Here is a 25,627-nt window from a genome sequence, read left to right on the forward strand (position 1 = left end):
GTGCGCCTAGACATCGAGGCCGATGAGGCGCATCAGTTCGACTCCGTTGCTGCGGGTGACCGCGCCATCGCGCAGCTTGAAGTCAAACTTCATCTTGCCGTCTTCGATCTCATCCTGAAAGTGCATGTTGTGGAGCAAGCCGCTTTTGAGCTCAGTGAGAGCGAGGTCGTGGGTGCTGATGATGCCGATGGCGCTGGTGGCGAGCAGTGCGTTGAGGATGCCTTCGGCTCCGATGAGGCGGTCGCGGGAGTTGGTTCCCTGGAGCAGTTCATCGAGCAGGAAGAGGAGCGGCGGGTCCTGGACGGAGAGGTCGCGGATGTCGCGGAGGCGCGTGATCTCTGCGTAGAAGCGTGAACTGCCTTCTTGCAGGGAGTCGTTGACGAGGATGCTGGCGCCGACACGCAGAGGTGTTAGCTGGAGCGATGCGGCGCGAACAGGCGCTCCCGCCATGGCGAGGACGGTGTTGATGCCTACAGAGCGCATGAGGGTGCTCTTGCCGGACATGTTGGAGCCGCTGATGAGGACGACTCGTTGCTGACCTCCGAGGGCGATGTCGTTGCGGACGCAGCGCGAAGCGGGAATGAGAGGGTGTCCGAGTGCTGTGGCCTGGAAGGATGGCTCTCCGGAGGCGAAGCGTGGAAAGGGATCGGCGGGGTGTTCGTAGCTGTAGGTTGCCAGTGAGAGCAGGGCTTCCATCTCTCCGAGAGTAGAGAGCCAGGAGACGACTGCAGCACCGAAGCGATGGCGCCAGGCATCGGCGATGAAGGCCAGCTGGACGGAGTAGAGAAAGGGAATGTCGATCAGCCGCATGAGCGGATTTTCGAGCGACTGGATGTATTGCCCGATGGTGTCGAGACGGGCGATGGCTTCCGATGCCGTGACCTGATGGGTGGAGAGCCGGTCTCTCAATGCCTGGAGCGGTGGAGCTTCCAACGGCTCCTTCTCGATGCGGGCGAGGAGACAGGAGAGCAGGCGCAGGTCGGCCAGGGCGTGCTCGGCCTGATGGAGGATGGTGTTGACCCGTGCGCGGTGAAGGAGGACTACGATGCCTTCGACGAAGAGAACCGCGAAGAAGGGAAGCTTATCTTCTGTGGTGATCCAATAGGCTGCGGCCGCGAGCATCAGGAGGGAGAGCAGGAGAGCGAGCCAGCGGACGAATCTGCTTTGGAGCTGCAGGGGAGATTGAGCCCAGCGAGAGAGCTCTTCGGGATGGACTGCGGCCTGGAGGTCTTCGCTGCAGACAGCCATGTCTTCGCGGAAGTCGAGGCGGTTGCGGAGGTCGGCGATGGAGGCTTGGCGTTCCCCGATGGCTGAGACCGGAGAGGGATTGAGCAGCCAGTTGGCGAGAGTGTCTTCGCCCATGCGAGTGCGGGCGGCGGAGAGCAGCTCGAAGAGGCTTCCATGCCCGAAGAGATCGAGGTCGGCGGCATAGAGATGGCTGGAGACGTCGAAGCGGTCTCCGCGCTGACCCATGCCCGGCCAGCGGTCTTCGATGCGAGCGAGACCCCGGCGGTAGAAATCTACGGCGCGTTTGGCGAGAGACTGCCTTTGCAGGATCTTCGCGTGGAAGATTGCGGTTGCAATGAAGAGCAGGGTGGGAACGAAGAGCCAACCGGCCGAAAAACGATGGGGTCGGAGATAGAGCCAGATCATGGCAATCTGCAGAACCACCAGGAGGAGGCGAAGGTTGCCGAGGCGGAGGTGAATTCTTTCGAAGTGGGCGACCCGGAGCTCGCGAGCGCCTTGCCGTTGATGATATTTCTCTGATGGCAGCGTGGGGTCCGGCACAGAGCCATTATTACCAGATGACGGCCAAGACACGGCATACACGAAGAAATTGAACCGTAATCTTGTATACTTCGCAGGTTATGCGAGTTTTTGTCATTCTTCCGGCGGCGGGGATCGGTACGCGAATGGCTGCCGGTTCTCATGCGACCGCTCCGAAGCAATTTTTGACTGTTGGCGGCGTTCCGGTCCTGGTGCGCTCGGTGAAGGCGTTCCTTGAGGTCTCCCGTGTGGATGCCGTGTGTGTCGCGGTGCGGCCGACGGAGCTTGAACGGGTTGAGGAGCAGATTCGGGAACATAAGCTGGGGCCTCGAGTCCATGTCGTAGAGGGTGGCGATTCGCGGCAGGAGTCCGTGGGCAATGCGCTGGCCGCGCTTGAAAGTAGTGATGACGACCTTGTCCTGGTGCACGACGCGGTGCGGCCGCTGATAGACGCGGCGACCATTGAGCGAACGATCGACGCAGTGGAGCGGCATGGCGCGGCGATTGTTGGGCTGCCTGCCGTGGATACCATCAAGCAGGTGGAGCGTACGGCCGAGGGCGCAATTGTGACGGCTACGATTCCGCGCGAGAGAATCGTGCTGGCACAGACACCCCAGGGGGCGCGCGTGGAATTGCTGCGGCGTGCCTTTGCCGAGGCGGAGACCGATGGATTCGCCGGTACTGATGAGGCGAGCCTGCTGGAACGAGCTGGCGTGGAGGTGGCGGTGGTGTTGGGGTCGGCAAAGAACTTCAAGATCACGCAACCCGGAGATATCGAGCTGGCGGAGTTTTATCTCCAGCAGGCAGGTGCGCGATGAGCATGAGAATCGGGTACGGGTTCGACTCGCATTCGTTCAAGCCAGGCGTTCCTCTTGTGATTGGGGGGCTGGCGATAGAGCATCCCGAAGGGCTGGCCGGACACTCGGACGGCGACGTGCTGCTGCATGCGATCACCGATGCGCTGCTGGGAGCGGTGTCGGCGGGGGATATCGGGACGTTTTTTCCGCCGAGCGATCCACGGTGGAAGGGCGCGGCCTCGCACATCTTCCTTCAGACCGCGCTGGAAGAGGTGGCGACGGCGGGATACAAGATCGTGAATATCGACACGGTGCTGGTGATGGCACAGCCGAAGATCGTTCCCATTGCGGGAGAACTACGGGAGCGCGTGGCCGAGCTGCTGGGAGTAAAACCGGGCGAGGTCGGAATCAAGGCCAAGACGCCCGAGGGGCTGAACCAGGATCATGTTGCGGTTGCGCACGCAACGGTGTTGCTGGAGAGCGTGAAGCTGACGGATACCCCGGGACAGATGGTCGCGACCGCCGATGTGGAGGACGAGATCAACGAGGTGGTGAAGGGGCTGGTGGGAGATTCGCGGGATATTTCGGCGCTGGGGCGGAAACGGCCAGCCTTCGATACGGATGATTTGACGTAGGTTGCGAGGTTCTGCGAATCCAGGTCTCAGAATTCGAGACCTGGGTATTCGTGGTGACCTTTGGATTTCGTGGCGCTACGGACGAAATACAGGGATTCCTCGGCTTCGTTCGGAATGACGGCAGAAGCAGCAACGGAATGACGCCAAGAGAAGCTGCGGGATGACGGCTTAAGGGCGACGAATGTCAGGGCTTGACGATAGCGAGGGCGAAGCCATCGTAGCCTTTGACTCCGACGGTCTGGATTGCCGTCGCGTCGAGGCGGGGATGTGCGCCGAGTTTTTCGAGAAAAGTGCGGGTTCCTTTGACGCGGTCATCGGTGTCGGCTTCGTCAACGATGGCGCCCTCACGGACTACGTTGTCTCCGAGGATGAGGGTACCGGGACGGGAGAGCTTGATCGCCCATTCGAGGTAGCTGGGATTATTGGGCTTGTCGGCATCGAGGAAGATGAAGTCGAAGGGTGCGGGCTTTTCAGCGTGAAGCGCGGCAAGAGATTCGAGTGCAGGGCCGACGCGAATATCGACCAGCGAGGAGAGGCCGGCACGCTGAACGTTTGAGCCGGCAACGGCGGCATGTTTCGGCTCGAGCTCGAGGGTGATAAGCTGTCCGTCCGCAGGTAGGGCACGCGCGAGCCAGATGGTGGAGTAGCCGCCGAGGGTTCCGATCTCGAGGATGCGGCGTGCTCCCTGGACGCGGGCAAGAAGATGGAGCAGCTTGCCCTGGTTCGGAGCGACATCGATGGCGGGGAGACCGGCGCAGGCATTGGCCTCAAGCGCGTCCTCGATGCGTTGGTCTGGAGAGATGAGCGTGTCTGTAAGGTAGCGGTCGACGGAGTTCCAGAGATTCTGATCCATAGATAAACCCAAGGATAGATTTTAGGAGATGCCCTGTACAGTCCTGATGTACCTGGGCTGATGGGTCGGGTGATGGATGACTCCCTGCACGGTGGGTATCCAGCGTCAGTTCGATGGTTTGTACGCCATGATTCTGGCTGTGGCGTGATATCCAACGCGCTTGTAGACCGGAAATCCGGCATCCGTTGCATGCAGAATGGATCGAGTCAGTCCCGTTGCCCGATGGGCGTTATGCAGGGCGTGGCGAACGATGGCTTCCGCATAGCCGTTTCCGCGCGCTTCGGGGATCGTTGCAACCAAGGCAAGATAAAGAGCCCCGTCATTCACAATGGCTGAAGCCGTCGTGACGGGTCTCCCGTTTTCATATCCCATGTAGGTAAAGGACTGCTTCCAAAGCTCAGAGCCTTTGAGGGCTGTCTGAGCTGCTTCCAGAGGGAAGCCGTAGGCTGCACAGTTCACTTGTGCGTATGCGAGCAACCCGGCTTCGTCGGTCACGCGGTGTATCCGTAGAGTCGGGTGAGATGGTGCAGATAAAGGGAAGAGATCGCCTGCCATACCCGTGATCGGCAACGCGGGTTCAAAGCCTATACGCTTCAGAATCTGCGGCAGCGTTCCTTTGGTGGAGGGGCTCAGAGAACTTTCAAAGATGTAAATGAGGCCGGCATGGCGCTTCTGCCGCATATAGAGGGCGGCATCGTGAAGGCGTGATGCAAGAACTTCAGAATCGTCGAGCTGTTCGTTGAGAAAGATAGCATTCCAAAAGGGAAATGCACTATCGGCCCAGCGGATGGACAAGCCTGGCCTGTCTCCAAGATCCGGATCAGGTACCTCTGCGACCAGCTTCTTCCAGACGGAAAGATACTGTTCCATGGATTCGCGAGCTTCTGCTTTTTTTTGGTCTTCCATTTGGTATTCCTTCGTTTTATTGTGCGCTGATTCGAAATATGCCAGAGCCGACAGTGGCCGATTTTCGACGAGCGATCTGCCGTTATGTTGAGTAAACCCGAAGATGCGTGATTTATTCCAGGCGAAGTCAGGATGTAAGGGTGATTGGTGGCGAGATGCTAGCGTGGTGCATAGGGATTAAACGCAACGTATGTAAGGAGCGGCAATGCGGATCGGGTTGAGTCTGTTGGCCATGATGGTCTTCGGTGGTGTGGTGCATGGGCAGACCGTGGCGAAGCCACGCCTGATGGATGCTCCGACGGCAGCGCCATGCACAGTGCGCGACGAGTGGGCGACACCTGCGGAGAAGAGCTGCTATGCGACGACTCCCGACTACGGCGAAACGAGGGCATACCTGAAGCGAGTTGAGGCGGCGGCTCAGGGTGAAGTAAAGATCGAGCCGTTTGGGAAGACCGGCGAGGGACGCGAGCTGGATATTGTGATCGTCTCGCGGGATGGAGTATTCGACCCGGCGGCGATTCACGCGGCGAAACGACCCATCGTGCTGGTGCAGAATTCGATCCATGCAGGAGAGATGGATGGCAAGGATGCCTGTCTGGCGCTGCTGCGCGACATGGTGATCGCGAAGTCGAAGGCGGCGCTGCTGGAGCGGGCGGTGTTTGTATTTATCCCGATGTACAACGCAGACGGGCATGAACGCCGGAGCCGATACAACCGCATCAACCAGGAAGGCCCGCTGGAGATGGGATGGCGCGGTAACGGGACGAACCTGAATCTGAATCGCGACTATCTTAAAGCCGACGCGCCGGAGACGCGCGCATTCATGGCGATGTTCCATCGATGGATGCCGGACTTCTTTGTCGACGATCATGTGACCGACGGAGCGGACTATCAGTATGACGTAACGTTTACGATCGACGACGGGCCGAACCTTCCCGCGGGAACCGCGAAGTGGGTGGATGAGGTGGCTACGCCGACGCTCGAAAAGTATGTCGATGCCCATGGACATCTGGCTTCGCCTACCTATATCAATCTGGTGAATGACAACAACCCCGCGGAGGGGTTGGGGTTCAACGATAATCCGCCACGGTTTTCGACCGGATACACGATCCTTGAAGGGCGTCCGGGAATGCTGGTGGAGCTGCACATGCTGAAGGATTACCGGACGCGGGTGACAGGAAACTACGAGATTCTGGCTGGACTGATGGACCTGGTGAATCGTGACGCCGACAAGCTGCTGGCACTGAATGCGGCGGCGGACAGAGAGGCTGAGGCGATGGGTTCGCATCCGCTGAGCAATGTGAAGTACCCGCTGGCACTGGAATGGGGAGGGCAGACGACACCGTTCCTCTTTCGGGGTTACAAATACACGCGAGAGCTGAGCGGGGTTTCGGGCGCGATGTGGGTGCGGTATACGCATGAGCCGTGGAATGTCTCCCTGCCGGCAAGGACGGGATTCAAGGTGGCGGTTGAGACGACGCCTCCGGCTGCGTACATCATTCCGGCGCAGTGGACGCAGGTGATCGATGTGCTAGCTGCGCACCAGGTGGAGATGACGCGCACGACGGCGGCGTGGAGTGGGACAGTAGAGACCTATCGCTGCGCGGGGATGAGTTGGCAGGGGCAGCCGTTCGAGGGCAGACACCCGACGTTCAATGGGGAGGCGCAGCACGACCCGGGCAAGTTTGGAAGCTGTGTGCTGGTGCGGGAGAAGATGAGCTTTCCTGCGGGATCGGCGGTGGTGCGGTTGAATCAGCGTCTGTCGCGCGTGGCGATGGCATGGCTGGAGCCGGCTGCTCCGGATTCGGCAATGCAGTGGGGATTCTTCGATCCCATCTTCGAGCAGAAGGAGTACGGCGAGGCTTACGTGCTGGAGGAGCTGGCGCGGGAGATGATGGCGAAAGACCCGAAGCTGAAGGCGGAGTTCGAGAGAAAGGTTTCAAGCGATCCGGCGTTTGCGGCGAGCTCCGAGGCCCGGCTGGAGTTCTTCTACGAACGCTCGCCATGGTATGCAGCCAATCGTGTGGGGCTGTACCCGGTGGGGAGGCTGGGGAGCCTGCAGGGTGTTCCGCTGGGAAAGTAATTGCCTTTAAGACGGTTTGAGCGAAATACAGGGATTCTTCGCTTCAGCTTAAGAATGACGGATGGAATGAGTGCATGAATTGGTTACAATCCGCTCATGCCATCCAGACGAAGTTTTCTTCTCGCCGCCTCCGCAGCAGCCGCAGCGCCGTCTTTGTCGCTGCAGGCGCAGCGTCCCTCCGGTCCTTCTCCCAGCATGAAGCAGCTTCCTCCCGCGATTGCTGCTCTGACCAATCGCACCTCTGAGGCAACGCCGATCAGCCTGGAGGAGCGGGAACATCGCATTGAGCGCGCTCGTGAACTGCTGGCGAAAGACAAGATCGATGCGCTGGTGATCTGCACGGGCACCTCGCTTGCCTATTTCACGGGACTGCGCTGGGGACAGTCGGAACGCTTCTTTGCCTGGGTTCTTCCGGTGAAAGGAAGTCCTTTTGTCGTCTGCCCGGTCTTCGAAGAAGGGCGTGTGCGCGAGCGTATGGAGGCCAAGCCCGCGACGCTGCCGCAGGCGTCGACGACGAAGGTCTATACGTGGAACGAAGATGAGAGCCCTTACACGTTGCTGGCGAAGGCTCTGAAGGATGCGGGAATCACGACGGGCAGGATCGGGGTTGAGGAGCGTACGCAGTTCGCGTTTTCGGACGGAATTGCCCATGCCAGTCCCACTCTCACGGCTGTAAGCGGAACTCCGGTTACAGCAGGCTGCCGGGCGGTGAAGTCGGCCGCCGAGCTGGCGTTGATGCGCCTGGCCAATGACAACACGCTTAATGTGTACGAGACTGCCTGGAAGTCTTTGGAACCGGGCATGACCAACCGGCAGGTCTCCGACTTGATTTCGGCTGCTTATATGAGGACGGGATTTCCCGGATATGCCTCGTGCCAGGTGGCCGAGTATTCGGCGCTTCCGCATGGCTCGCTGCAACCGCAGGTGATTCGGGAGGGGCAGATCATTCTTCTGGATGACGGATGCATGGTGGAGGGATACCAGTCGGATATCTCGCGCTCGTTCGTTCTGGGTAAGGCGACGGACAAGCAGAAGCAAGTCTTCGATGTGGTCCACAAAGCACAGGCTGCGGCACTGGCGGCAGGAAAGGCCGGGGCTCCCTGCCATGCTGTGGACGATGCTGCGCGCAAGGTGATTACGGACGCCGGCTTCGGTCCGGATTACAAGCACTTTACCCATCGGCTGGGCCACGGGATCGGGATGGACGGACACGAATGGCCGTATCTAGTAAGGGGAAACAATCTGCCTCTTGAGGCGGGTATGACTTTCTCCGATGAGCCGGGTATCTACATCGTCGGCGAGTTCGGGATTCGGCTGGAAGACGATTGGGTGGTGACTCCTAACGGAGGCGATATGTTCACCCCGCAGAGCCCTTCACTCGAAGAGCCTTTTGCGAAGGCTTAAGCCCTGGAAGGATACAGTTTGGGGGGACACGCATCGAGGTTAGCGTGCCCCCCGCTTTCTTGTGCGCCTCGTCACAGAGATGCCCATTGCTTCATGGAAGCTCTCGTTTTTGACGGAATTCTTGATATAGTCTCTTTTTCTGCGCTATGACTGTGGATCGCGCAGCCGCATCCTACGCAACGGAGTTTCACGCCTTCATGTTCTTTTCTCGCAAGACTCTCGCCGCATGCGTTCTCGCACTTCCTCTGATTTCTGCACAAGCACAGAAAACTTCCAACGCCACGGCAACTTCCCATGGCATCGCCGTCTCGAATATCGACAGCGCAGTTCGTCCTGGCGATGACTTTTACCTGTATGCCAACGGGGCCTGGATCAAGCGAACGGAGCTGCCCGCAGACCGCACTTCGCTGGGGGCCTTCAACCAGCTGGTAGATCGCAGCAACCATCGCGTGGCCCAGATTATTGAACAGGCAGCCCAATCGAAGGCCGCGGTTGGTTCCGATGTACGCCGCATCGCCGATCTTTACCACTCATACATGGACGAGCAGGAAATCGAGGCGCACGGCCTTGCTCCGATCAAGCCGCAGCTCGATGCGATTGCCGCGATCCATACGCCGCAGGAGCTCGCACACGCGCTTGGGCTATCGATTCGAGCGGACGTGGACGCGTTGAACAACACGAACTTCCATACGGCAAATATCTTCGGCTTGTGGGTCGCGCCGGGATTCAACGACTCCGAGTACTATGCTCCGTATCTGCTGCAAGGCGGCCTGCAGCTGCCGAACCGCGATTACTACCTCCTGGATAGTCCGCATATGGTCGATATCCGGGCCAAATACAAGACGCATATCGCGAAGATGTTCGAGCTTGCGGGCTTATCCGACGGAGAAGCTCGCGCTGCACGCGTGGTGGCTCTGGAGCATGACATTGCGGAGAGACAGATCTCTCTGGCTGACTCGCAGAATATTCACAAGGCGAATAACGTCTGGACGATCGCGGATTTCTCCACGAAGGCTCCCGGGCTCGATTGGGCTGAGTTCTTCCATGCGGCGGGGCTGGAGAAGCAATCAAGCTTCATCGTCTGGCAGCCGACGGCGTTTACGGGCGAGGCCGCGCTGGTTCAGAGCGAGTCGGTGGATGCATGGAAGGATCTGCTGGCGTATCACCTGCTCGAGGCCTATGGCGGGACGCTCCCTTCCGCTATCGCAAGCGAGCGCTTTGCCTTCACGGGAACGGTACTTACAGGGGTTTCACAGCAGCGTCCCCGCGATATTCGCGGCGTGATGCTGGTGAATGGAATTCTCGGCGATGCGGTTGGCGAGCTTTATGCGAAGCAGTACTTCAGCCCCGAGGCGAAGGCTCAGGCGCAGGCTCTGGTCGCCAATCTTCTTGTCGCTTTCCACCAGCGTCTGGAGAACATTGCGTGGATGGCGGAGGCTACGAAGAAAGAGGCCCTGACGAAGCTGGGGACGTTGCAAGTCTCGGTCGGCTATCCCGATAAGTGGAGATCGTACGCGGGGTATGAAGTGAAGCCCGACGATCTCTTCGGCAACGTCTGGAGGGCCAACCTCTTTCAGTATCACTACGAGATCTCGCGCATTGGCCAGCCTGTTGACCGCAAGGAGTGGACGATGGAGCCGCAGACGGTCAATGCCGTGAACCTTCCGCTTCACAATGCACTGAATTTTCCGGCTGCGATTCTTGAACCGCCATTTTTCGACCCCAAGGCACCCGCAGCAGCCAACTACGGAGCCATCGGGACGATCATAGGCCATGAGATCTCGCACACCTTCGATTCGGAGGGGGCGGCGTTTGATTCGAAGGGCCGCGTCCGCAACTGGTGGACGCCGGAGGATTTCGCGCACTTCAATGCCGCAACCGCCACGTTGGCTGCGCAGTATGACACCTACAAACCGTTTCCGGATCTAGCGGTGAATGGGCGTCAGACGCTGGGAGAGAATATCGCCGATGTTGCTGGCCTGGCGGCTGCGTTCGATGGTTTTCATGCATCGCTGAAGGGGGCCGTAGCGCCAACCGTAGACCACTTCACCGGAGATCAGCAGTTCTTCCTGGCCTTCGCGCAGAATTGGGAATCCAAGATGCGGGATAGTGCGCTGCGCCAGGAGGTCCTCACCGATCCTCATGCGCCGGACATGTACCGCGCCGCCACGGTTCGCAATATCGATGGATGGTATGCAGCTTTCGACGTAAAGCCGTCGGAGAAGCTCTATCTCGCTCCGGATAAACGCGTTCGTATCTGGTAGAGGGCACCTCGGGAGGCCTCTGTACTGGATTGAAGGTTGCACAGGTGATAGCCTTCGAATCTGGGCCTGGCAGTTTTAAGCGCCAGGCATGCACCTTTCTATTGAGGCAAGGACGAGGATGGCGATGATCACGACGGTACAACAGCACATTCTTCAGCAACAGCAGGAGCTGTTGAAGTCGACTGGACGCGAGGCGACTGGAACGTTTAGCTGGCTGCTGAGCGGCATTACGCTGGCGACTAAGATGATCGAGGCGAAGATCCGCTCCGCTGGTTTGAGCGACGTGCTGGGCGCAGTCGGCGTCGAAAACGTTCAGGGCGAACAGCAGCAGAAGCTGGACGTGTACGCAAACCAGGCGATGCTGCACTGCCTGGGCCTACGAGACAGCGTTGCCGCCCTGGTGAGTGAAGAGGATGAAGAGCCGGTTACGTTCAACCGCGATGCCGAGACGGGCAAATATATTCTTGTCTTCGATCCGCTGGATGGGTCGAGCAATATAGACGTGAACGTGAATGTCGGTACCATTTTCAGCGTGCTGCGGAGGATGCCGGCGGAGCTGGGAACGCTGGAGGAGTCGATCCTGCAGCCAGGCTTCCGGCAGGTGGCGGCAGGTTACGTGGTGTATGGCCCGTCGACGGTACTGGTCTACACAACCGGAAATGGAGTCCACGGCTTCACGCTCGATCCGAAGATCGGCGCGTTCGTCCTTAGTAATGAACGGATGCAGATGCCGGAGCAGGGAAGCTATTACTCCGTGAACGAGGCGAACGCGGGGAGCTGGCCGGAGGAATACCGATCGTATGTGACGATGCTGCGAGAGGGCGGCATGGGGAAGACATACAGCTCTCGTTATATTGGCAGCCTGGTTGCAGACTTCCATCGCACGCTTTTAAAGGGGGGAGTCTTCCTCTATCCGCCGACGGAGAAGCAGCCGAAGGGCAAGCTGCGGCTGTTGTATGAGGCGAATCCGCTGGCCTTTATCGCGGAGCAGGCGGGCGGTATCGCAACCAATGGCGTAGGACGCATTCTGGATATTAAACCTGCCGGAATCCATCAGCGGACACCTTTCTGTGTTGGTGGGCGCAAGGAGATGGAGGCGCTTCAGAGCGCATTAGCGGGGGCTCTGGCGTCGTGAGTTTCTCGAGCGTAGTCCTGGATATTCGAGAAGAGCGCAAGGTTTCAGGGCGTCAACACTGGCAACTTCTTCTTGAGAAAACGGAGTTCGGGGCAGGGGATACAGGCGAGCTTGAGGCGGTTGCTCGCAGCGGTGCACGGCTTTGTGTGCCGGTATTCGGTGCCCTCGAAGACGGTGGAGAGGTGTGGCTGCAGGTGGAAAAGCCGCTGATGGCTGGGACCGTGGTAACAGGCCGTGTCGCCCCTAAAGCCTAACGGCTTAAGGTTTGAGGGAAAGTTTGCTTCCTGATACACTCAAGAAGTCGTTTTGACGCATTGAAGTACTGCGAAAGCAGCGTGTTTCGCGTCGTTTGGGGGCTGTAGCTCAGCTGGGAGAGCGCCTCGTTCGCAACGAGGAGGTCAGCGGTTCGATCCCGCTCAGCTCCACCAAAGATCAGTACGTTGCAGGCCGGACTTTGAGGTCCGGCATTTTTGTGTCGTTGATTCGTAGCCTCCTGTTCTACCCTCCAACCCATCTGCAAAAAGCCGCTCAATGACAGCGAATCGAGTGCGCTCCGTTTTCGCCTGAAGTCGAAGGTGAGAATAGCGCTGAAGCATCTTCGGCGATACATTACCGTCGCGTGGCTTGTCTGCGATTTTGCTAGTTCGGTGATGTGTGGTGGGAAGGTCTGTGGGAAGGTCATGGAACTGTGAAATCGATACCCAACTGATCCACTTATCCCCGCAAACAAATTCCGCCGGACGATTGGATTGCAAATGTGTGCAAGAAAGTCTCCGACCTCGCAAACGACGTTACTTCCCATGAGCAGTCTTTGAATCCATCTTCTCCGTCCCGAGATTTGCCGCTAACGGTTTGAACGGCAAGCATTTACGTCGTGGACTCTAGCTGATAGTCCAATGCATCAATTTAGTAATCCCATTTGGTAACGCACGTGCCTAATTGCAGGTACAGCCGTAGAACCAAATTCCCAGCCGGAGTCTTGGTCGTCACAGGAACCGGTTGGGGTTGCGAGTGGTTTTTCGGCAGGCTTCTCAGGGAGAGCTTCTTTGAGCGACAAAACGATTCTGATCACAGGCGGGACTGGATTCCTCGGTAAGAAGCTCGGACTCGCATTGAAATCCGACTATCGGATTATTCTCGCGGGCCGCAATAATAGTCTCGCAAAGCAAGCTCAGGATCGTACGGGCTGTGAAGCCGTGCCACTCGACGTAACGAATATTGAGTCAGTTCGTGACATCGTGGTGGCAACGCGTCCTAACATCATCATCCATGCCGCGGCGACCAAATTCGTGGACAATGCGGAACACCAACCCATGGAGTGCATTGATGTAAATGTTCTTGGCTCGCAAAACGTCGCGCGGGTCGCCATGGAACGCGGTGTGGAAACCGTGGTTGGCGTCTCTACGGACAAGGCATCCCCTCCCGTCCGCAATACCTATGGCATGTCCAAGTCCCTTATGGAGCGTATCTTCTGCTCTTGTAATCGCATGACGGACACCAGGTTTGTCTGCGTGCGATTCGGCAATGTTGTATGGTCCACGGGGTCGGTATTTCCGCTTTGGAGAAGCATGCACGAGAGGACTGGCGTCATAGGCACGACCGGCCCTGAGATGCGACGGATGTTTTTCACTGTTGACGAATCCGTTCAACTCGTTTTGGCAGCGCTGAAGAACGCCGACCGGTTCCAGGGCAAAGTACTAGCCCGCAAAATGAAGGCGGCGCAAATAGAAGACATCTTGCGCGTCTGGGTCGGGCATAAAGGCGGCAGTTGGGAGAAGGTGGCAGGACGTCCCGGCGAACGCGACGATGAATTCCTGATCGGCGACATCGAGATTCCCTATACCTCTGAATTGGAGTTGGATGGCGTCACGCACTATCTACTCTCCTTCAACGAGAAGGCGGAAAAGCCAGTGTCCTATGGACTATCGTCGGCAAATACCGACCGGCTGACCGATGCTGAAATTCTGAACTTAATTAGCAATCCGTCACTCGAGGGGGTGTAGCGTATGGCACGCATCCGACATGCACTCATTATGGCTGCCGGACGTGGCGTTCGTATGATGCCGCTTACGGCTGTCATCCCTAAACCAATGGCCCCGTTTCTAGGATCGACACTCATCGCCGATGGGATCCGTCAGATTCGTGGGCACATTGACGTGATTCATATCACTGTTGGGTACAAAGGACCGAAACTCGCTGAGCACGTGATCGATCTGGGAGTTGATTGCGTTTACAACACCAGCGGCAAGGGAAACTCCTGGTGGATCTACAACACGATGCTCAAGTACTTGGACGAACCCCTGCTCGTACTGACTTGCGACAACGTGGTGGAGCTCGATCTTGAACAGCTGGAGTGGGAATACGCCCGGCATAACAGCCCTGCGTGCATGGTCGTTCCTGTTGCTCCCGTCCCGGGACTGGACGGTGACTATATCTTTCAAGAGGAGGATGTAGTGACGAGGCTCGATCGGAATACGCCATCCGACAGGTATTGCTCCGGGATTCAAGTTCTCAATCCCGCGATGATCAACCGCATCACTTCACAGCAGGAGGACTTTTACGCGGTTTGGCAGCAGCTGATGTCCAAACGCCAGGTCTATTGCTCGTCAATCTATCCCAAGCGCTGGTTTGCTGTGGACACGTTCGAGCAGCTGTCCTCGATTAACGAAATCGCAATCTCGTCTAAAAAAATGATTATGTCGTCCGCGTCGTACCTTGATTAATTTCTCCGATATAGAAGGTAGCCCAATATGAAGATGCCGGCAGTTTCAGTAGTCATACTGACCCACAACCGCAAGGATCTTTTACGTCAATCGTTGAGCAGTTGCCTCGGATTGAATTGGCCCGAGCTGGAATTGATCGTTGTTGACAACGTCTCGACTGACGGAACCCCGGAGATGATCCAGGAGGAGTTCGGCTCGAGAGTACGCGTGATTTGCCGGACGGTGGATTCTCCTACTGCTGGCCGAAATGAGGGCTTTCGTTCTGCGAAGGGAGATTTCATTCTTTCCCTCGACAACGACATGATTGTTCTGGATCCCGAGTGTATCCACAAGGCCGTGGCGCTCTTCGATCAGTTCCCAAAGGTGGGACTTCTGACATTGCGGATCGCGGGAGTCGAGGACCCCGGCAGCCCACTTCGTGAACACTGGTGGCATCCGGTACCGTTTGAGATCGGAAAAGACCGCTTCCATTTGACCGACTACTTCAGTGAGGGCGCGCTCTTTATAAGAGCCTCAACCCTCCGCGACACCGGCGGTTACGATGACGACTTTTGGGCCTGCTTCGAGAGCGTAGATCTTTCGCTTCGCATTCTGCGTGCCGGCTATGACATGCTTTATGTGCCCACAATCGGGACTGTGGAACTGCAGGTAAGTCGACACGAGAACAAGAGCCGCAGCCAACGCAACTATTACTTCCTACGGAACAAGATTTGGACAGCGTGGAAGAATTGCACGCTGCCACGTGCGATCACCTTTGTCGGGCCGCGTATTTTGAAAGATGGCGTGTTGTCGGTTCGATATGGGTGGGTTGATTTGTGGTTTCGTGCGGTGAGCGAAGGAATCGCCGCACCCTCCATGATCCGCCGTAAACGGGATCCTCTGCCGTCATCGACCTGGGCACATATTCGGCAGATACGCAAAGGTCATACCTTGGACCTGGAAGAAGCGGCTCCCATCAGCATTGCAATTAGGGCAACTCATCCTCCTGAGACAACATTGGATTCTGTTGCTCCTTGAGCGTAGTGCGGTGATTCACAGATTTCACCGCACTATGGCTACGAGGGTTATGACGACGTTTTAGCGGTCACATCACTTCTCAATAGGAGTGGGCCACACTCGATATAGATACCAATACCCGTGTCATCTCGTCCGGTCGCCTCATGATTCTGCTCGACAGCGGGAGATCAATCGCCCTCGATCGCGATTTAAACTGAGGGTGTACGGTCTGCTTCTTCTTTGTCTTAGCCAAGCGTTGAGGCTGGCGCGTCTCGCAAAACCCGCATCTCGCGTTACGACCTGGTAGCGAGATATTGGTGAACCATCGAAACAGCCATCGCGCCCTCTCCTACAGCCGTGGCGCATCGTTTGATAGAGTTGTGGCGAACATCTCCGGCTGCAAAGACGCCGCTGAGATTCGTTTCCAAAAAAAAAGGTGGACGCTCTAACTTCCACCGCGAGCCACCCTCTTTCGACAGGTCCGGACCAGTAAGAATATAGCCACCCGCATCCAGTTGTAGTACACCAGGAGGAACCCAGTCGGTTCTAGGGCTCCCGCCGATGCAAAGGAATACAGCGTTGGTAACCGCTTTGTAAGTTTGGTTGTCAGATGACGTGCGATAGGAAATCTCCTCCAGCTTTCCATCGCCCTCAAGCCCAACTAGTTCGCAACCGGTGAGAATCTGTACGTTGCTCGACTTTTGGAGCCTCTCCAATAGATATTCCGACAGTGTGTTCTTTAGAGAGGCTCCGCGTACAAGAAGAGTCACCTGCTTTGCATGCTGGGCGAAGTGAAGGACTGCCTGTCCCGCTGAGTTGCCACCGCCCACGACAAAAATATGTCCTGTATGGAGCGCAGCTTCACTAGCCCCTGCGCCATAGTACAAACCTTTATTTACGAATACCCGTTCATTCGGTAGATCGAGTCTTCGATACTCCACTCCTGTGGCACAAATAACTGCCTTGGAGAGTACTCTCTCGCCGCTTGCCAGTATTCCGACCGCGAGTCGATCTTGAACCGCACCGGCAACACACTCTTCTGTAATGATGATTTCTGCGCCGAAGCGTTCAGCCTGCAGACGAGCCCTTCGTGCAAGCTCCCATCCGCTTATGCCATCTATGAAACCCAGGTAATTCTCAATGCGAGAGGTACTCGCAGCCTGGCCTCCGATTGCAAGCCTTTCTATGAGAATCGTTCGAAGTCCTTCTGACGCTCCGTACACAGCGGCGCTTAAACCTGCAGGACCTGCACCATAAATTGCAAGGTCATATTCCGGAAGTTTGGGACTCGCGAACCAATCCAATGCTCTCGCAAGCTCCTGGAACGTCGGGCGGTGGAGAACTGTCCCTTGCGGAAGGATACACACTGGTAGCTGATCACTGCTCAGTTCCCGGCCCAGAGGGTCGCGTGCCGGCTGATTGCTTCCCATCTCGACCCACTCAAAAAGACAGCCACTCCGCTGTAGAAAATCTCGAAGCTGATAGGCTTCGGCGGAGTTGGCTTTGCCCATCAATTTGACGATAAGTTCTTTCAACGATTCCTCTCTCGGCAGCAAGGAACGATTCGAGTTCAGCCCTGAGATTACACCTGAGTAGTCGTGGGAAGTTGTCTGTCCAATCCATCTGGACGAAATGCGGACACTATCGAACCAACAGACGAAGACCGCGCTTTCCTTGCGGGAATAGATACAGAAGCTGGGCCAATACACGGGCGGTGTCTCCTGGATTGATTGCAACGAAGGTAGTCAGATCCGATTCCTGTGTTTGCCAGGTGACGATTGAGCTCAAGATGGGGCATATTTGTAACGCGAACTCATGAGGATCAAAGCGACGGTTGAACGAGTGCCCGGCGGCCTGATGACGGTGCCACTCGCATGCGGTGCGCTCCTGGCGACAGTGGCGCCCAACATGGGAAGATTCTTCGGCTCGTTCACGGGCGCTCTTTTCACCGGAGCGTTGCCCATCCTGGCTGTCTTCTATGTCTGCATAGGTGCAACGATCTCCATCCATTCTCTACCGATGGTTGTCAGGCGCGGTGGCGCGCTGATGGCGACCAAGGTCGCTCTCGGAGTCTTGTGCGGAGTGGTTCTGGGGCACTATCTGGGCACGCAGCCTGTGCAGTCTGGCTGGTTTGCGGGGTTGTCGACGCTCGCCGTCGTAGCAGCCGTCAATGACACCAACGGCGGTCTTTACATGGCATTAATGCGGCGCTATGGCACTGTCGAAGACGCTGCGGCTTACTCGGTCATGGCGCTTGAATCGGGTCCGTTTGTCACCATGGTGACCCTCGGTGTAGCAGGTCTATCCTCTTTTCCGTGGCAGACGATGCTTGGGGCGGTTTTGCCTTTGTGCGTGGGAATGGTGCTTGGAAACCTGGACCTGGAGCTTCGCGATTTTCTGGGCAGCGGCGCTCCTGTGCTGATTCCTTTCTTCGCCTTTGCGCTTGGCACGACGCTTGACCTGCGTCTCGTTTGGAAGGCTGGGCTGGCGGGTGTTTTCCTCGGGGTCGCGACGCTTCTGGTGTCGGCGATCGCCATGGTCTGCGTGGATCGATGGATTGGTGGAAACGGCACGGCGGGGATTGCAGCCGCAACAACCGCCGGCAATGCGGCTGCGGTCCCTATGCTGGTGGCGGCAGCCAACCCCCAATATGCCACGGCGGCAAAACCGGCTACGGTGCTGGTGGCATCCAGCGTTGTGATTACCAGCCTGCTGGCTCCGGTATTGACCACATGGTGGTATCGCCGCACAAATGGACCAGGCAGGTGAAACAGCTTGCATTCGTCTGGTGAGGAGAGGTGAATGCTCTGTGCGGTATATTGGATATTCGACTTTCGGGTACAGGATGAAGAATGTCAAAGATGAGTCCGTCTGAGTTGGCAAAGAAGATCGGTGAGGGTCTTCTCTCTTTTCCGGTTACGCATTTCACAAAAGATTTTGAGTTTGAAGAAGGGCCGTATCGCCAGCACATCTCCTGGCTGCTGGAATACCAGCCTGCAGGACTCTTCGCGGCCGGCGGCACGGGTGAGTTCTTTTCGCTGGCGCTCGGAGAATTTTCTTCTGTAATACGTGCTGCGGTTGACGAGACTGCCGGTCGCGTTCCTGTGCTTGCGGGATGCGGCTACGGAACCGCGATGGCGAAGGAGTTCGCGAAGGCTGCCGAGAACGCCGGAGCCGACGGTATCCTGCTGCTTCCGCCGTACCTGGTGAACTCCGAGGCGGCAGGACTGGCTGCCCACGCCGAAGCCGTGTGCGCTTCCACAAGCCTTGGAGTCATCTTCTATAACCGCGACAACGCCATCATGGACGAGGTAACGCTGGCAAAACTCTGCGAGCGGTGCCCCAACCTCATCGGCTTCAAGGACGGCTACGGCGACATTGAACTGATGACGCGAATCTATGCGCGGATGGGAGATCGCCTGACCTATATTGGCGGCCTGCCGACCGCGGAGACCTTTGCGCTGCCGTACCTGGAGATGGGAGTTACAACCTACTCGTCTGCGATCTTCAACTTTCTTCCGAAGTTCGCTCAGGAGTTCTACGCTGCTGTCCGAGCGCGAGATCGGGAGAAGGTCTACGCCGGGCTGCGCGAATTTGTTTTGCCCTATATCGGGATCCGCAATCGGCGGAAGGGATATGCCGTGTCCATCGTGAAGGCCGGGATGAATGCGATCGGCAGGCCGGCAGGGCCAGTGCGTTCTCCACTTGTGGACCTGAGCCAGGCGGAGCTGGATGAGCTGACCCGGTTGATCGGGACTCTCAAATAATGACGGGCCCGGGCGCGTCGATAGCAGTAGAGCAAAGGTCAACACGCATCCGCTACATCATCGTGCTGATGCTGTTTGTCGCGAGTTGCTTCAGCTACGGCGACCGGGTGATGCTGTCGATCGCAGGCATCAGTTTTTCCAAAGACCTGCATATGGATGCCGTGAAGTTGGGATATCTGTTCTCGGGCTTCAGCTGGGCTTACGTCGTGGGACAGCTACCGGCAGGCGGCCTGCTCGACCGCTTCGGATCGAAACGCGTGTATGGGGCAAGTATCGTCTTGTGGTCGATCTGCGCGTTTCTCGCAGGATTCGCTGGTTATCTGCCGGCCGCCGCAGCCTTCCTCGTCATCTTCGGTCTGCGTTTGGTGTCAGGACTTGTGCAGTCGCCAGTGTTTCCCGGCAACGGCCGTATCGTCGCGAGCTGGTTTCCCACGGCGGAACGCGGACGGGCTTCGGCTATCTTCAATGCGTCGCAGTATTTTTCGCTTGTCCTGTTCGCGCCGATTCTTGGGTGGATTACCAATTACTGGGGCTGGAAACAGTGTTTCTGGTTCGTGGGTGCGGCGGGAATCCTGCTCAGCTTTGTCTGGCACAAGGTCGTCTATGGAGTAAAGGCGCATCCTCGCATCAACCAAGGCGAGGTCGATTTCATTGAGCAGGGCGGTGGCCTGGTCAACATCGATCCCGCGGCAGGTTCGACACAGAGGGCGCCTAAGCTCACGTGGGCCGCTATTCGAATGCTTTTGAGCAATCGCATGCTCGTCGGCATCTACCTTGGCCAATATTGCATCACCACGCTGACGTGGTTCTTCCTTACATGGTTTCCCGTCTACCTCAGCCAGGCGCGCCACATGTCCATCACCAAGGTGGGGATTATGGCGGCACTCCCTGCGCTGTGTGGCTTCGTCGGTGGCATCCTGGGTGGCGTTGTATCCGACAAACTTCTTCAGGCCGGGCACTCTCTATCGTTCGCGCGCAAGGTGCCGATTGTAGCGGGCATGCTGCTGTCAGTTACGATGATCGGCTGCAACTATGCCAATGCTCAATGGGTGGTCATGGTCTTGATGTCCCTGGCCTTCTTCGGCAAAGGCTTCGGTGCCCTGGGTTGGACGGTCATCGCGGATACGTCCCCGAAGCCGCTGATCGGCGTGAATGGCGGATTGTTCAACCTGATCGGCAATCTTGCTGGAATTACAACGCCGATCATCATTGGGTACATCGTCAAGCGAACGGGCTCGTTCCACGATGCCCTGATCTTTGTGGTGGCTACGGCTCTGATGGCCATCGTCGCCTACCTGCCGATTGTGGGTGAGATCAAACGTGTCGACTTGAAGCTGCCGGAACCTGCGAGCGGAAGAGCATGATGGAGCTGACTGGGCGAGAGTCTCCTCGAATAAAGACAATGCGTGTGATCCCGGTGGCGGGTCGGGACTCGATGCTGCTGAACCTAAGCGGTGCGCACGCTCCTTACTTCACGCGAAACCTGGTTGTCATCACGGACGATACCGGCGCGGTCGGTGTAGGCGAGGTTCCCGGCGGTGAAAAGATCAGCGAGGTGCTGGAAGAAAGCCGTTCCCTGGTAGAGGGCGAAAAGGTCGCTTTTTACAAACGAATTCTGAATGCCGTGCGAGACCGTTTCGCGGATCGCGATACAGAAGGTCGCGGCCTGCAGACCTTCGACCTGAGAACTACGGTCCATGCAGTGACAGCGATTGAGTCGGCGCTGCTGGATTTGTTGGGGAAGTTCCTCGGTGTTCCCGTTGCCGAACTTCTGGGAGAAGGGCAACAGCGCAGCAGCGTGGAGGTACTGGGCTATCTCTTCTACATCGGTGACAGGCAGAAGACCAACCTGCCGTATGAGAGCGGCACGGACGGTCGCGATGCATGGATGCGCCTGCGGCATGAGGAGGCCTTGACGACGGACGCCGTCCTAAGGCTGGCCGAAGCTGCGGAGATGCGATATGGATTCAGGGACTTCAAGCTGAAGGGTGGAGTTCTGCCTGGAGAACAGGAGATAGAGACAGTCACGGCCTTGGCTGAGCGTTTCCCCGAGGCGCGCATTACGCTCGACCCGAATGGGGCCTGGTCTCTGGATGAGGCGATACGGCTTTGCAGCGGCAAGCGTGACGTCCTGGCGTATGCGGAAGATCCCTGCGGCGCGGAGAGAGGATTCTCCGGACGGGAGATCATGGCCGAGTTCCGCCGAGCGACCGGGATGCCCACGGCGACAAACATGATCGCTACTGACTGGCGTCAGCTGAGGTATGCCGCCGAGCTGCATGCGGTAGATATCCCGCTAGCCGATCCGCATTTCTGGACGATGCAGGGTTCCGTGCAGGTGGCCCAGTTCTGTCGGGAGTGGGGGCTCACCTGGGGATCGCACTCCAATAACCACTTCGATGTTTCGCTCGCCATGTTTACCCATGTCGCAGCCGCGGCTCCGGGAAGAGTGACCGCAATCGATACGCACTGGATCTGGCAGGATGGCCAAAGGCTCACGGTGGATCCACTGAAGATTGAAGCTGGCAAAATAGTTGTGCCCGAGAGGCCCGGACTCGGGGTCGAACTCGATATGGAGCAGGTAGAAGCGGCGCATCAGCTGTATTTAAAGGTCGGGCTTGGGGCGCGAGATGATGCCTCTGCCATGCAGTTTTTAAAGCCGAACTGGAAGTTCGATCCCAAGCGGCCCTGTCTCTGCTGAACCCGTCTAGGTAATGGGCGCGGGATTGAAGAGCGCAAACTCATTGTGAAGTCCCCAATGATCCGCCCAGGTCTCCCTGCGGCCGCTGGCTACGTCCAGAATCAGATGGAAGATCTGCTCTCCAACCTCTTGAATGGTGGCCTTTCCGGTTGCGATGGTTCCTGCATCGATGTCGATCAGATCGGACCATCGCTCAGCCAGAGCTGTTCTTGAAGCGACCTTGATGACCGGGGCCATGGCCAACCCATAAGGCGTTCCGCGTCCGGTAGTGAAGACGTGCATGTTCATCGAAGCGGCCAGCTGAAGCGTTCCGCAGACGAAGTCGCTTGCGGGAGTCGCGGCGAAGACGAGCCCCTTGGTCGTGACTCTCTCCCCGGGTCCGAAGACGCCGCTGATCGGGCTGGTTCCGGATTTCACGATGGAGCCGAGCGCCTTCTCCACAATGTTGGTGAGGCCTCCGCTCTTATTGCCGGGAGTTGGATTTGCACTGCGATCCACTGAGCCACGCTCGAGATATCTGTCGTACCACTCCATCTCGCGGACGAGGCCTTGTGCAACTTCAGGAGAGGCAGCGCGCGCTGTAAGCAGGTCGATGGCATCGCGAACTTCAGTGACTTCAGAAAACATCACTGTCGCCCCGGCCCGTACCAACAGGTCCGCAGCATAGCCGACAGCGGGATTTGCTGTCACCCCTGAAAAAGCATCGCTTCCACCGCACTGCAGGCCGACGACCAGATCCGATGCCGGTCGCGTGACGCGGCGACGGTGATTGAGCTGGACCAGCCGTTCTTCTGCCATCTTCATGATGGCCTGAACCATGTCCCCAAAGCTGTGGTGCTCGTCGTCCTGTAAGCGAACAACATAAGGCTGGGCAGAGAGGACCGGCAGCGTGCTGCTGGGCAGCATCCGGGCAGGCTGCAGCTTCTCGCAGCCGAGGCTGACGACCATAGGCGCGCCGCCCAGGTTGGGATTGAGGCTGAGATTGCGCAGCGTTCGGATCGGAATCTCCGCGCCTGGCGCGTCGATCGCAACACCGCATCCGTAGAGGTGCGTAATCGCGACCACATCGTCAACGTAAGGATATCTGGGAAGCAATTCTGCCTTGATCTTCTTGACCGCGTACTCCACGGTCGCCGAGACGCACTGGACCGTGGTGCTGATGCCAAGAATATTCTTTGTGCCGACGGTCCCATCGTCATTGACGTAGCCCTCGAAGGTAAAGCCATCGAGCGGGTCTGGAGAGGGAAGAGGCGCACGGGGAGAGGGGAGATGATCCAGCTCAGGCGCCTGAGGCAGCGTGAGAATGCCTTCGTGCACCCAGCTGCCCGCAGCGATCTCTTTCGCGGCATGGCCGATGGTTACACCATATCGAGTCACCGGAGCGCCTTCAGGTATTACCGTCAGAGCAACCTTATGCGCCTCAGGCACGGCTTCCCGCAGTATCAAACCCGATTCAAAAGCCGTTCCCGCAGGCAGGCCGCCTTCGTTCACAACAATAGCGACGTTGTCTAAAGGATGGACCTGGATATAGCGCGGCTGGGTGTTGCTTTGCATGATGAACCCTGTCTCTTCTCGTTACAGGCCAAACGGCCATACTCGCTGGACTGTCTTATACAGGACGTCTGACCGTTCTGAACTTGATAGAAATCCTAAATGGTCGCGATAGAGCTCGACTCTGCGATCATAGGCAAGCTTCTCGCCGAGAATCGGCCAATCCGTTCCCCACATCAGGCGGTTTGCCCCGAAGGCATCGCGCAGTCGCAGAATCTGCTCCGTAAGGTCCGGGTAAGGATACGGCTTATGGGAGAGTGACCACATGTGCGAGATCTTCACGTAGACACGAGGATAACGAGCCATCGCCAGGAGAAGTTGCAGCTGCTTCGGATCGTCTGCCGGAACATCCGCCATGTGATCGATGACCACGGTCAGCTCCGGATTCTTCTCAATCCACGGAGCCGCATCCGGTAGTCGCGATGTCGGCAGCAACAATGTCATCGGGACCTTGAGCTGTGCGCATCGCCGCCAAAGCGGCGCCATCAGAGGCCCGCGAAACCAATCTCCCTTCGACGTCGCATCCGGACTGAGCCTGACTCCACGGCATCCTTTTTCGGTGAGCAGACTGAGGTGATCGGGCGAGGCAGCATCTTCCGGGTTGACTCTGCAGACTCCGTGAAATTTCCCTGGATGGCGGTGGAGTACGTCGAGGAGATAGCGATTGTCCCAGCGGTAGTGAATCACCTGGATCAGCACGGTGCGGGCCACGCCATTTGCCTGCATCAACTTCAGGAGATCTTCCGCGGTGATATCGAAGTCAGGAGCTTTCGCTCCCTCGGCAAAGGGAAACTCCGCGCTGTGTTTCCAGACATGGACATGAGAGTCGATAAGGGTGGTCGGATGCACGAGGTCCAGCCCACGGCTGGCGAGCGCGTACTTGACCGAGCTGGCAAGAAAAGACCGGCGATCCATCGGAAATTTCCCCAAAAGCTAAAGCTTACCGTTTCTTATAAATAAAAGGCGCTCTGGACGACATCGAAGCTTTACCGATGACTCGCGACTGGGCGTAGAGGCTTTGAGCGAATTGGCCCCACGCAAAAGGAAAATTCCGATTTTCTGCTGTGTCATTTACGATGAGGCGTCCCCTCACGAGTGGGTGAGGGCAGAGACCACAGCACGAGGATGAGTCGTTGGCGCTTTACGTGGCAGTAGATTTGGGCGGGACGAAGACAGAGTATGTATTGGCCGATGAGACGCGGGAACTTGCACGCGTTCGCGGCGGCACGATTAAGCGCATGCGCACCGACGCAACGACCGCGGAGGAAAACTTCGCCCAGGCAATCCGCGAGCTTGAGGAGAAGAGCGGAGTCTCCATTCAGGCTGTCAGTCGAAGCTGCGTGGGCGCGGCTGGGGTAACCGTGGCCCTGGTCACGGATTGGATTCGCAAGATCTTTGCAGAGCGTGTTGGCGGATCGCTGATCCTGGTGGGAGATGTGGAGATCGCCCTCGATGGAGCCTTCTTCGGCGGACCGGGCGTCCTGGTGATGGCTGGAACGGGGTCAAACGTAGCCGGGCGCACGGCTGGTGGTGAGCTGACGACGGCTGGGGGCTGGGGGCCGGCGCTGTCCGATCAGGGGTCGGGCTCTCGCATCGGGCAGCAGGCGCTGCGTGATGCTGCTTTGGCGCTAGATGAAGAGCGCGAGACCACGCTTTTGCCCGCGATCCTGAAGCTCTGGAATCTTGCCAACTTTGATGAACTGGTGGCGTACGCCAATCAGGTTCCCGCACCGGACTTTACCAAGCTTGCGCCTGTCGTGGTTTCGTGCGCAGCCTCAGGCGATGCGGTAGCGCAGGGCGTGCTTCGCCGCGAGGCTGAAGAGCTGGCGCACCTGGCGCGCCTGATCGTCAACCGTCTTCGGCGCATGGATAGCCGCCCTGACTGGGTTCCCGACCTGGCATTTACGGGAAGCATCCTGGAGCATGTGGCGCCGATACGCGAAGGAATCGTCGAGATCCTGAGACGCGATCTTCCCAGCCTGAAGGTCGTTCCAGGGATGGTGGATCCAATACTCGGTGCGTTGTGGCGGGCTCGTCACGGCTAA

21 protein-coding genes and 1 tRNA gene are annotated in these 25,627 nt (G+C 57.9%); 16 read left to right on the top strand and 6 right to left on the bottom strand.

Annotated elements, in window-relative coordinates; translation table 11 throughout:
- Nucleotides 1-6 precede the first annotated feature (6 nt).
- Nucleotides 7-1,788, bottom strand: a complete 1,782-nt coding sequence (locus AC5S26_RS18565; protein WP_494186416.1) for a MutS-related protein — start codon at nt 1,786-1,788, stop codon at nt 7-9.
- 80 nt (nt 1,789-1,868) lie between these two features.
- On the opposite strand from AC5S26_RS18565, the gene ispD reads away from it, so the two are divergent.
- On the top strand, nt 1,869-2,585 hold the full coding sequence (ispD, locus tag AC5S26_RS18570; RefSeq protein WP_494186417.1) for a 2-C-methyl-D-erythritol 4-phosphate cytidylyltransferase: 717 nt from the start codon (nt 1,869-1,871) through the stop codon (nt 2,583-2,585).
- Nucleotides 2,582-3,199: a 2-C-methyl-D-erythritol 2,4-cyclodiphosphate synthase gene (gene ispF, locus AC5S26_RS18575; RefSeq protein ID WP_494186418.1), complete on the top strand. Its 618-nt coding sequence runs from the start codon at nt 2,582-2,584 to the stop codon at nt 3,197-3,199. The genes ispD and ispF overlap by 4 nt, the downstream gene beginning before the upstream one ends.
- 184 nt (nt 3,200-3,383) lie before the next feature.
- Here ispF and AC5S26_RS18580 read toward each other — a convergent pair whose 3' ends face one another.
- Nucleotides 3,384-4,052 (bottom strand): O-methyltransferase, encoded by a 669-nt coding sequence (locus AC5S26_RS18580; RefSeq protein WP_494186419.1) that lies wholly within the window; start codon nt 4,050-4,052, stop codon nt 3,384-3,386.
- A gap of 105 nt (nt 4,053-4,157) precedes the next feature.
- On the bottom strand, nt 4,158-4,958 hold the full coding sequence (locus AC5S26_RS18585) for a GNAT family N-acetyltransferase (RefSeq protein WP_494186420.1): 801 nt from the start codon (nt 4,956-4,958) through the stop codon (nt 4,158-4,160).
- A gap of 205 nt (nt 4,959-5,163) precedes the next feature.
- Between AC5S26_RS18585 and AC5S26_RS18590 the strand changes: the two genes are divergently transcribed.
- From AC5S26_RS18590 to AC5S26_RS18630, 9 genes are all read left to right on the top strand, one after another.
- Nucleotides 5,164-7,041: a M14 family metallopeptidase gene (locus AC5S26_RS18590; protein ID WP_494186421.1), complete on the top strand. Its 1,878-nt coding sequence runs from the start codon at nt 5,164-5,166 to the stop codon at nt 7,039-7,041.
- A 96-nt stretch (nt 7,042-7,137) separates the two neighbouring features.
- Complete coding sequence (locus AC5S26_RS18595) at nt 7,138-8,445, top strand: M24 family metallopeptidase (protein ID WP_494186422.1); 1,308 nt, start codon at nt 7,138-7,140, stop codon at nt 8,443-8,445.
- 197 nt (nt 8,446-8,642) lie between these two features.
- Nucleotides 8,643-10,709: a M13 family metallopeptidase gene (locus tag AC5S26_RS18600; RefSeq protein WP_494186423.1), complete on the top strand. Its 2,067-nt coding sequence runs from the start codon at nt 8,643-8,645 to the stop codon at nt 10,707-10,709.
- 124 nt (nt 10,710-10,833) lie between these two features.
- Nucleotides 10,834-11,844 (top strand): class 1 fructose-bisphosphatase, encoded by a 1,011-nt coding sequence (gene fbp / locus AC5S26_RS18605; protein ID WP_494186424.1) that lies wholly within the window; start codon nt 10,834-10,836, stop codon nt 11,842-11,844.
- On the top strand, nt 11,841-12,098 hold the full coding sequence (locus AC5S26_RS18610; RefSeq protein ID WP_494186425.1) for a hypothetical protein: 258 nt from the start codon (nt 11,841-11,843) through the stop codon (nt 12,096-12,098). Before fbp ends, AC5S26_RS18610 begins: the two co-directional genes overlap by 4 nt.
- Nucleotides 12,099-12,196: 98 nt before the next feature.
- A tRNA-Ala gene (locus tag AC5S26_RS18615) sits at nt 12,197-12,272 on the top strand.
- A 618-nt stretch (nt 12,273-12,890) separates the two neighbouring features.
- On the top strand, nt 12,891-13,847 hold the full coding sequence (locus AC5S26_RS18620; protein WP_494186426.1) for a polysaccharide biosynthesis protein: 957 nt from the start codon (nt 12,891-12,893) through the stop codon (nt 13,845-13,847).
- 3 nt (nt 13,848-13,850) lie between these two features.
- Nucleotides 13,851-14,567, top strand: coding sequence for a nucleotidyltransferase family protein (locus AC5S26_RS18625; RefSeq protein ID WP_494186427.1), 717 nt, complete (start codon nt 13,851-13,853; stop codon nt 14,565-14,567).
- A gap of 27 nt (nt 14,568-14,594) precedes the next feature.
- Nucleotides 14,595-15,584 carry a glycosyltransferase family 2 protein gene (locus AC5S26_RS18630; RefSeq protein WP_494186428.1) on the top strand — a complete coding sequence of 330 codons (990 nt, stop codon included), beginning with the start codon at nt 14,595-14,597 and terminating at the stop codon, nt 15,582-15,584.
- Between the two features lie 272 nt (nt 15,585-15,856).
- Here the strand turns inward: AC5S26_RS18630 and AC5S26_RS18635 are convergent, their stop codons facing one another.
- On the bottom strand, nt 15,857-17,098 hold the full coding sequence (locus tag AC5S26_RS18635) for an NAD(P)/FAD-dependent oxidoreductase (protein WP_494186429.1): 1,242 nt from the start codon (nt 17,096-17,098) through the stop codon (nt 15,857-15,859).
- Nucleotides 17,099-17,378: 280 nt separating this feature from the next.
- Between AC5S26_RS18635 and AC5S26_RS18640 the strand changes: the two genes are divergently transcribed.
- From AC5S26_RS18640 to AC5S26_RS18655, 4 genes are all read left to right on the top strand, one after another.
- Nucleotides 17,379-18,332 (top strand): 2-keto-3-deoxygluconate permease, encoded by a 954-nt coding sequence (locus tag AC5S26_RS18640; RefSeq protein ID WP_494186430.1) that lies wholly within the window; start codon nt 17,379-17,381, stop codon nt 18,330-18,332.
- A gap of 83 nt (nt 18,333-18,415) precedes the next feature.
- Entirely contained in the window at nt 18,416-19,330 is a 915-nt protein-coding gene (gene kdgD, locus AC5S26_RS18645; RefSeq protein ID WP_494186431.1) for a 5-dehydro-4-deoxyglucarate dehydratase, read from the top strand.
- Nucleotides 19,330-20,694, top strand: coding sequence for an MFS transporter (locus AC5S26_RS18650; protein ID WP_494186432.1), 1,365 nt, complete (start codon nt 19,330-19,332; stop codon nt 20,692-20,694). The genes kdgD and AC5S26_RS18650 overlap by 1 nt, the downstream gene beginning before the upstream one ends.
- A 38-nt stretch (nt 20,695-20,732) precedes the next feature.
- On the top strand, nt 20,733-22,031 hold the full coding sequence (locus AC5S26_RS18655) for an enolase C-terminal domain-like protein (protein WP_494186433.1): 1,299 nt from the start codon (nt 20,733-20,735) through the stop codon (nt 22,029-22,031).
- A gap of 6 nt (nt 22,032-22,037) precedes the next feature.
- Here the strand turns inward: AC5S26_RS18655 and garD are convergent, their stop codons facing one another.
- Nucleotides 22,038-23,585, bottom strand: coding sequence for a galactarate dehydratase (garD, locus tag AC5S26_RS18660; RefSeq protein WP_494186434.1), 1,548 nt, complete (start codon nt 23,583-23,585; stop codon nt 22,038-22,040).
- A gap of 21 nt (nt 23,586-23,606) precedes the next feature.
- Nucleotides 23,607-24,497 (bottom strand): amidohydrolase family protein, encoded by an 891-nt coding sequence (locus AC5S26_RS18665; protein WP_494186435.1) that lies wholly within the window; start codon nt 24,495-24,497, stop codon nt 23,607-23,609.
- 218 nt (nt 24,498-24,715) lie between these two features.
- Between AC5S26_RS18665 and AC5S26_RS18670 the strand changes: the two genes are divergently transcribed.
- Nucleotides 24,716-25,627, top strand: a complete 912-nt coding sequence (locus AC5S26_RS18670) for an N-acetylglucosamine kinase (RefSeq protein WP_494186436.1) — start codon at nt 24,716-24,718, stop codon at nt 25,625-25,627.

This window comes from Edaphobacter sp. FHG110511_03 (genome assembly GCF_059115365.1).

Coding starts and splice junctions, on each gene's coding strand:
- ispD (WP_494186417.1), top strand. CDS start 1,869: ATGCGAGTTTTTGTCATTCTTCCGGCGGCGGGGATCGGTACGCGAATG.
- ispF (WP_494186418.1), top strand. CDS start 2,582: ATGAGCATGAGAATCGGGTACGGGTTCGACTCGCATTCGTTCAAGCCA.
- AC5S26_RS18580 (WP_494186419.1), bottom strand. CDS start 4,052: ATGGATCAGAATCTCTGGAACTCCGTCGACCGCTACCTTACAGACACG.
- AC5S26_RS18585 (WP_494186420.1), bottom strand. CDS start 4,958: ATGGAAGACCAAAAAAAAGCAGAAGCTCGCGAATCCATGGAACAGTAT.
- AC5S26_RS18590 (WP_494186421.1), top strand. CDS start 5,164: ATGCGGATCGGGTTGAGTCTGTTGGCCATGATGGTCTTCGGTGGTGTG.
- AC5S26_RS18595 (WP_494186422.1), top strand. CDS start 7,138: ATGCCATCCAGACGAAGTTTTCTTCTCGCCGCCTCCGCAGCAGCCGCA.
- AC5S26_RS18600 (WP_494186423.1), top strand. CDS start 8,643: ATGTTCTTTTCTCGCAAGACTCTCGCCGCATGCGTTCTCGCACTTCCT.
- fbp (WP_494186424.1), top strand. CDS start 10,834: ATGATCACGACGGTACAACAGCACATTCTTCAGCAACAGCAGGAGCTG.
- AC5S26_RS18625 (WP_494186427.1), top strand. CDS start 13,851: ATGGCACGCATCCGACATGCACTCATTATGGCTGCCGGACGTGGCGTT.
- AC5S26_RS18630 (WP_494186428.1), top strand. CDS start 14,595: ATGAAGATGCCGGCAGTTTCAGTAGTCATACTGACCCACAACCGCAAG.
- AC5S26_RS18640 (WP_494186430.1), top strand. CDS start 17,379: ATGAGGATCAAAGCGACGGTTGAACGAGTGCCCGGCGGCCTGATGACG.
- kdgD (WP_494186431.1), top strand. CDS start 18,416: ATGTCAAAGATGAGTCCGTCTGAGTTGGCAAAGAAGATCGGTGAGGGT.
- AC5S26_RS18650 (WP_494186432.1), top strand. CDS start 19,330: ATGACGGGCCCGGGCGCGTCGATAGCAGTAGAGCAAAGGTCAACACGC.
- AC5S26_RS18655 (WP_494186433.1), top strand. CDS start 20,733: ATGCGTGTGATCCCGGTGGCGGGTCGGGACTCGATGCTGCTGAACCTA.
- garD (WP_494186434.1), bottom strand. CDS start 23,585: ATGCAAAGCAACACCCAGCCGCGCTATATCCAGGTCCATCCTTTAGAC.
- AC5S26_RS18665 (WP_494186435.1), bottom strand. CDS start 24,497: ATGGATCGCCGGTCTTTTCTTGCCAGCTCGGTCAAGTACGCGCTCGCC.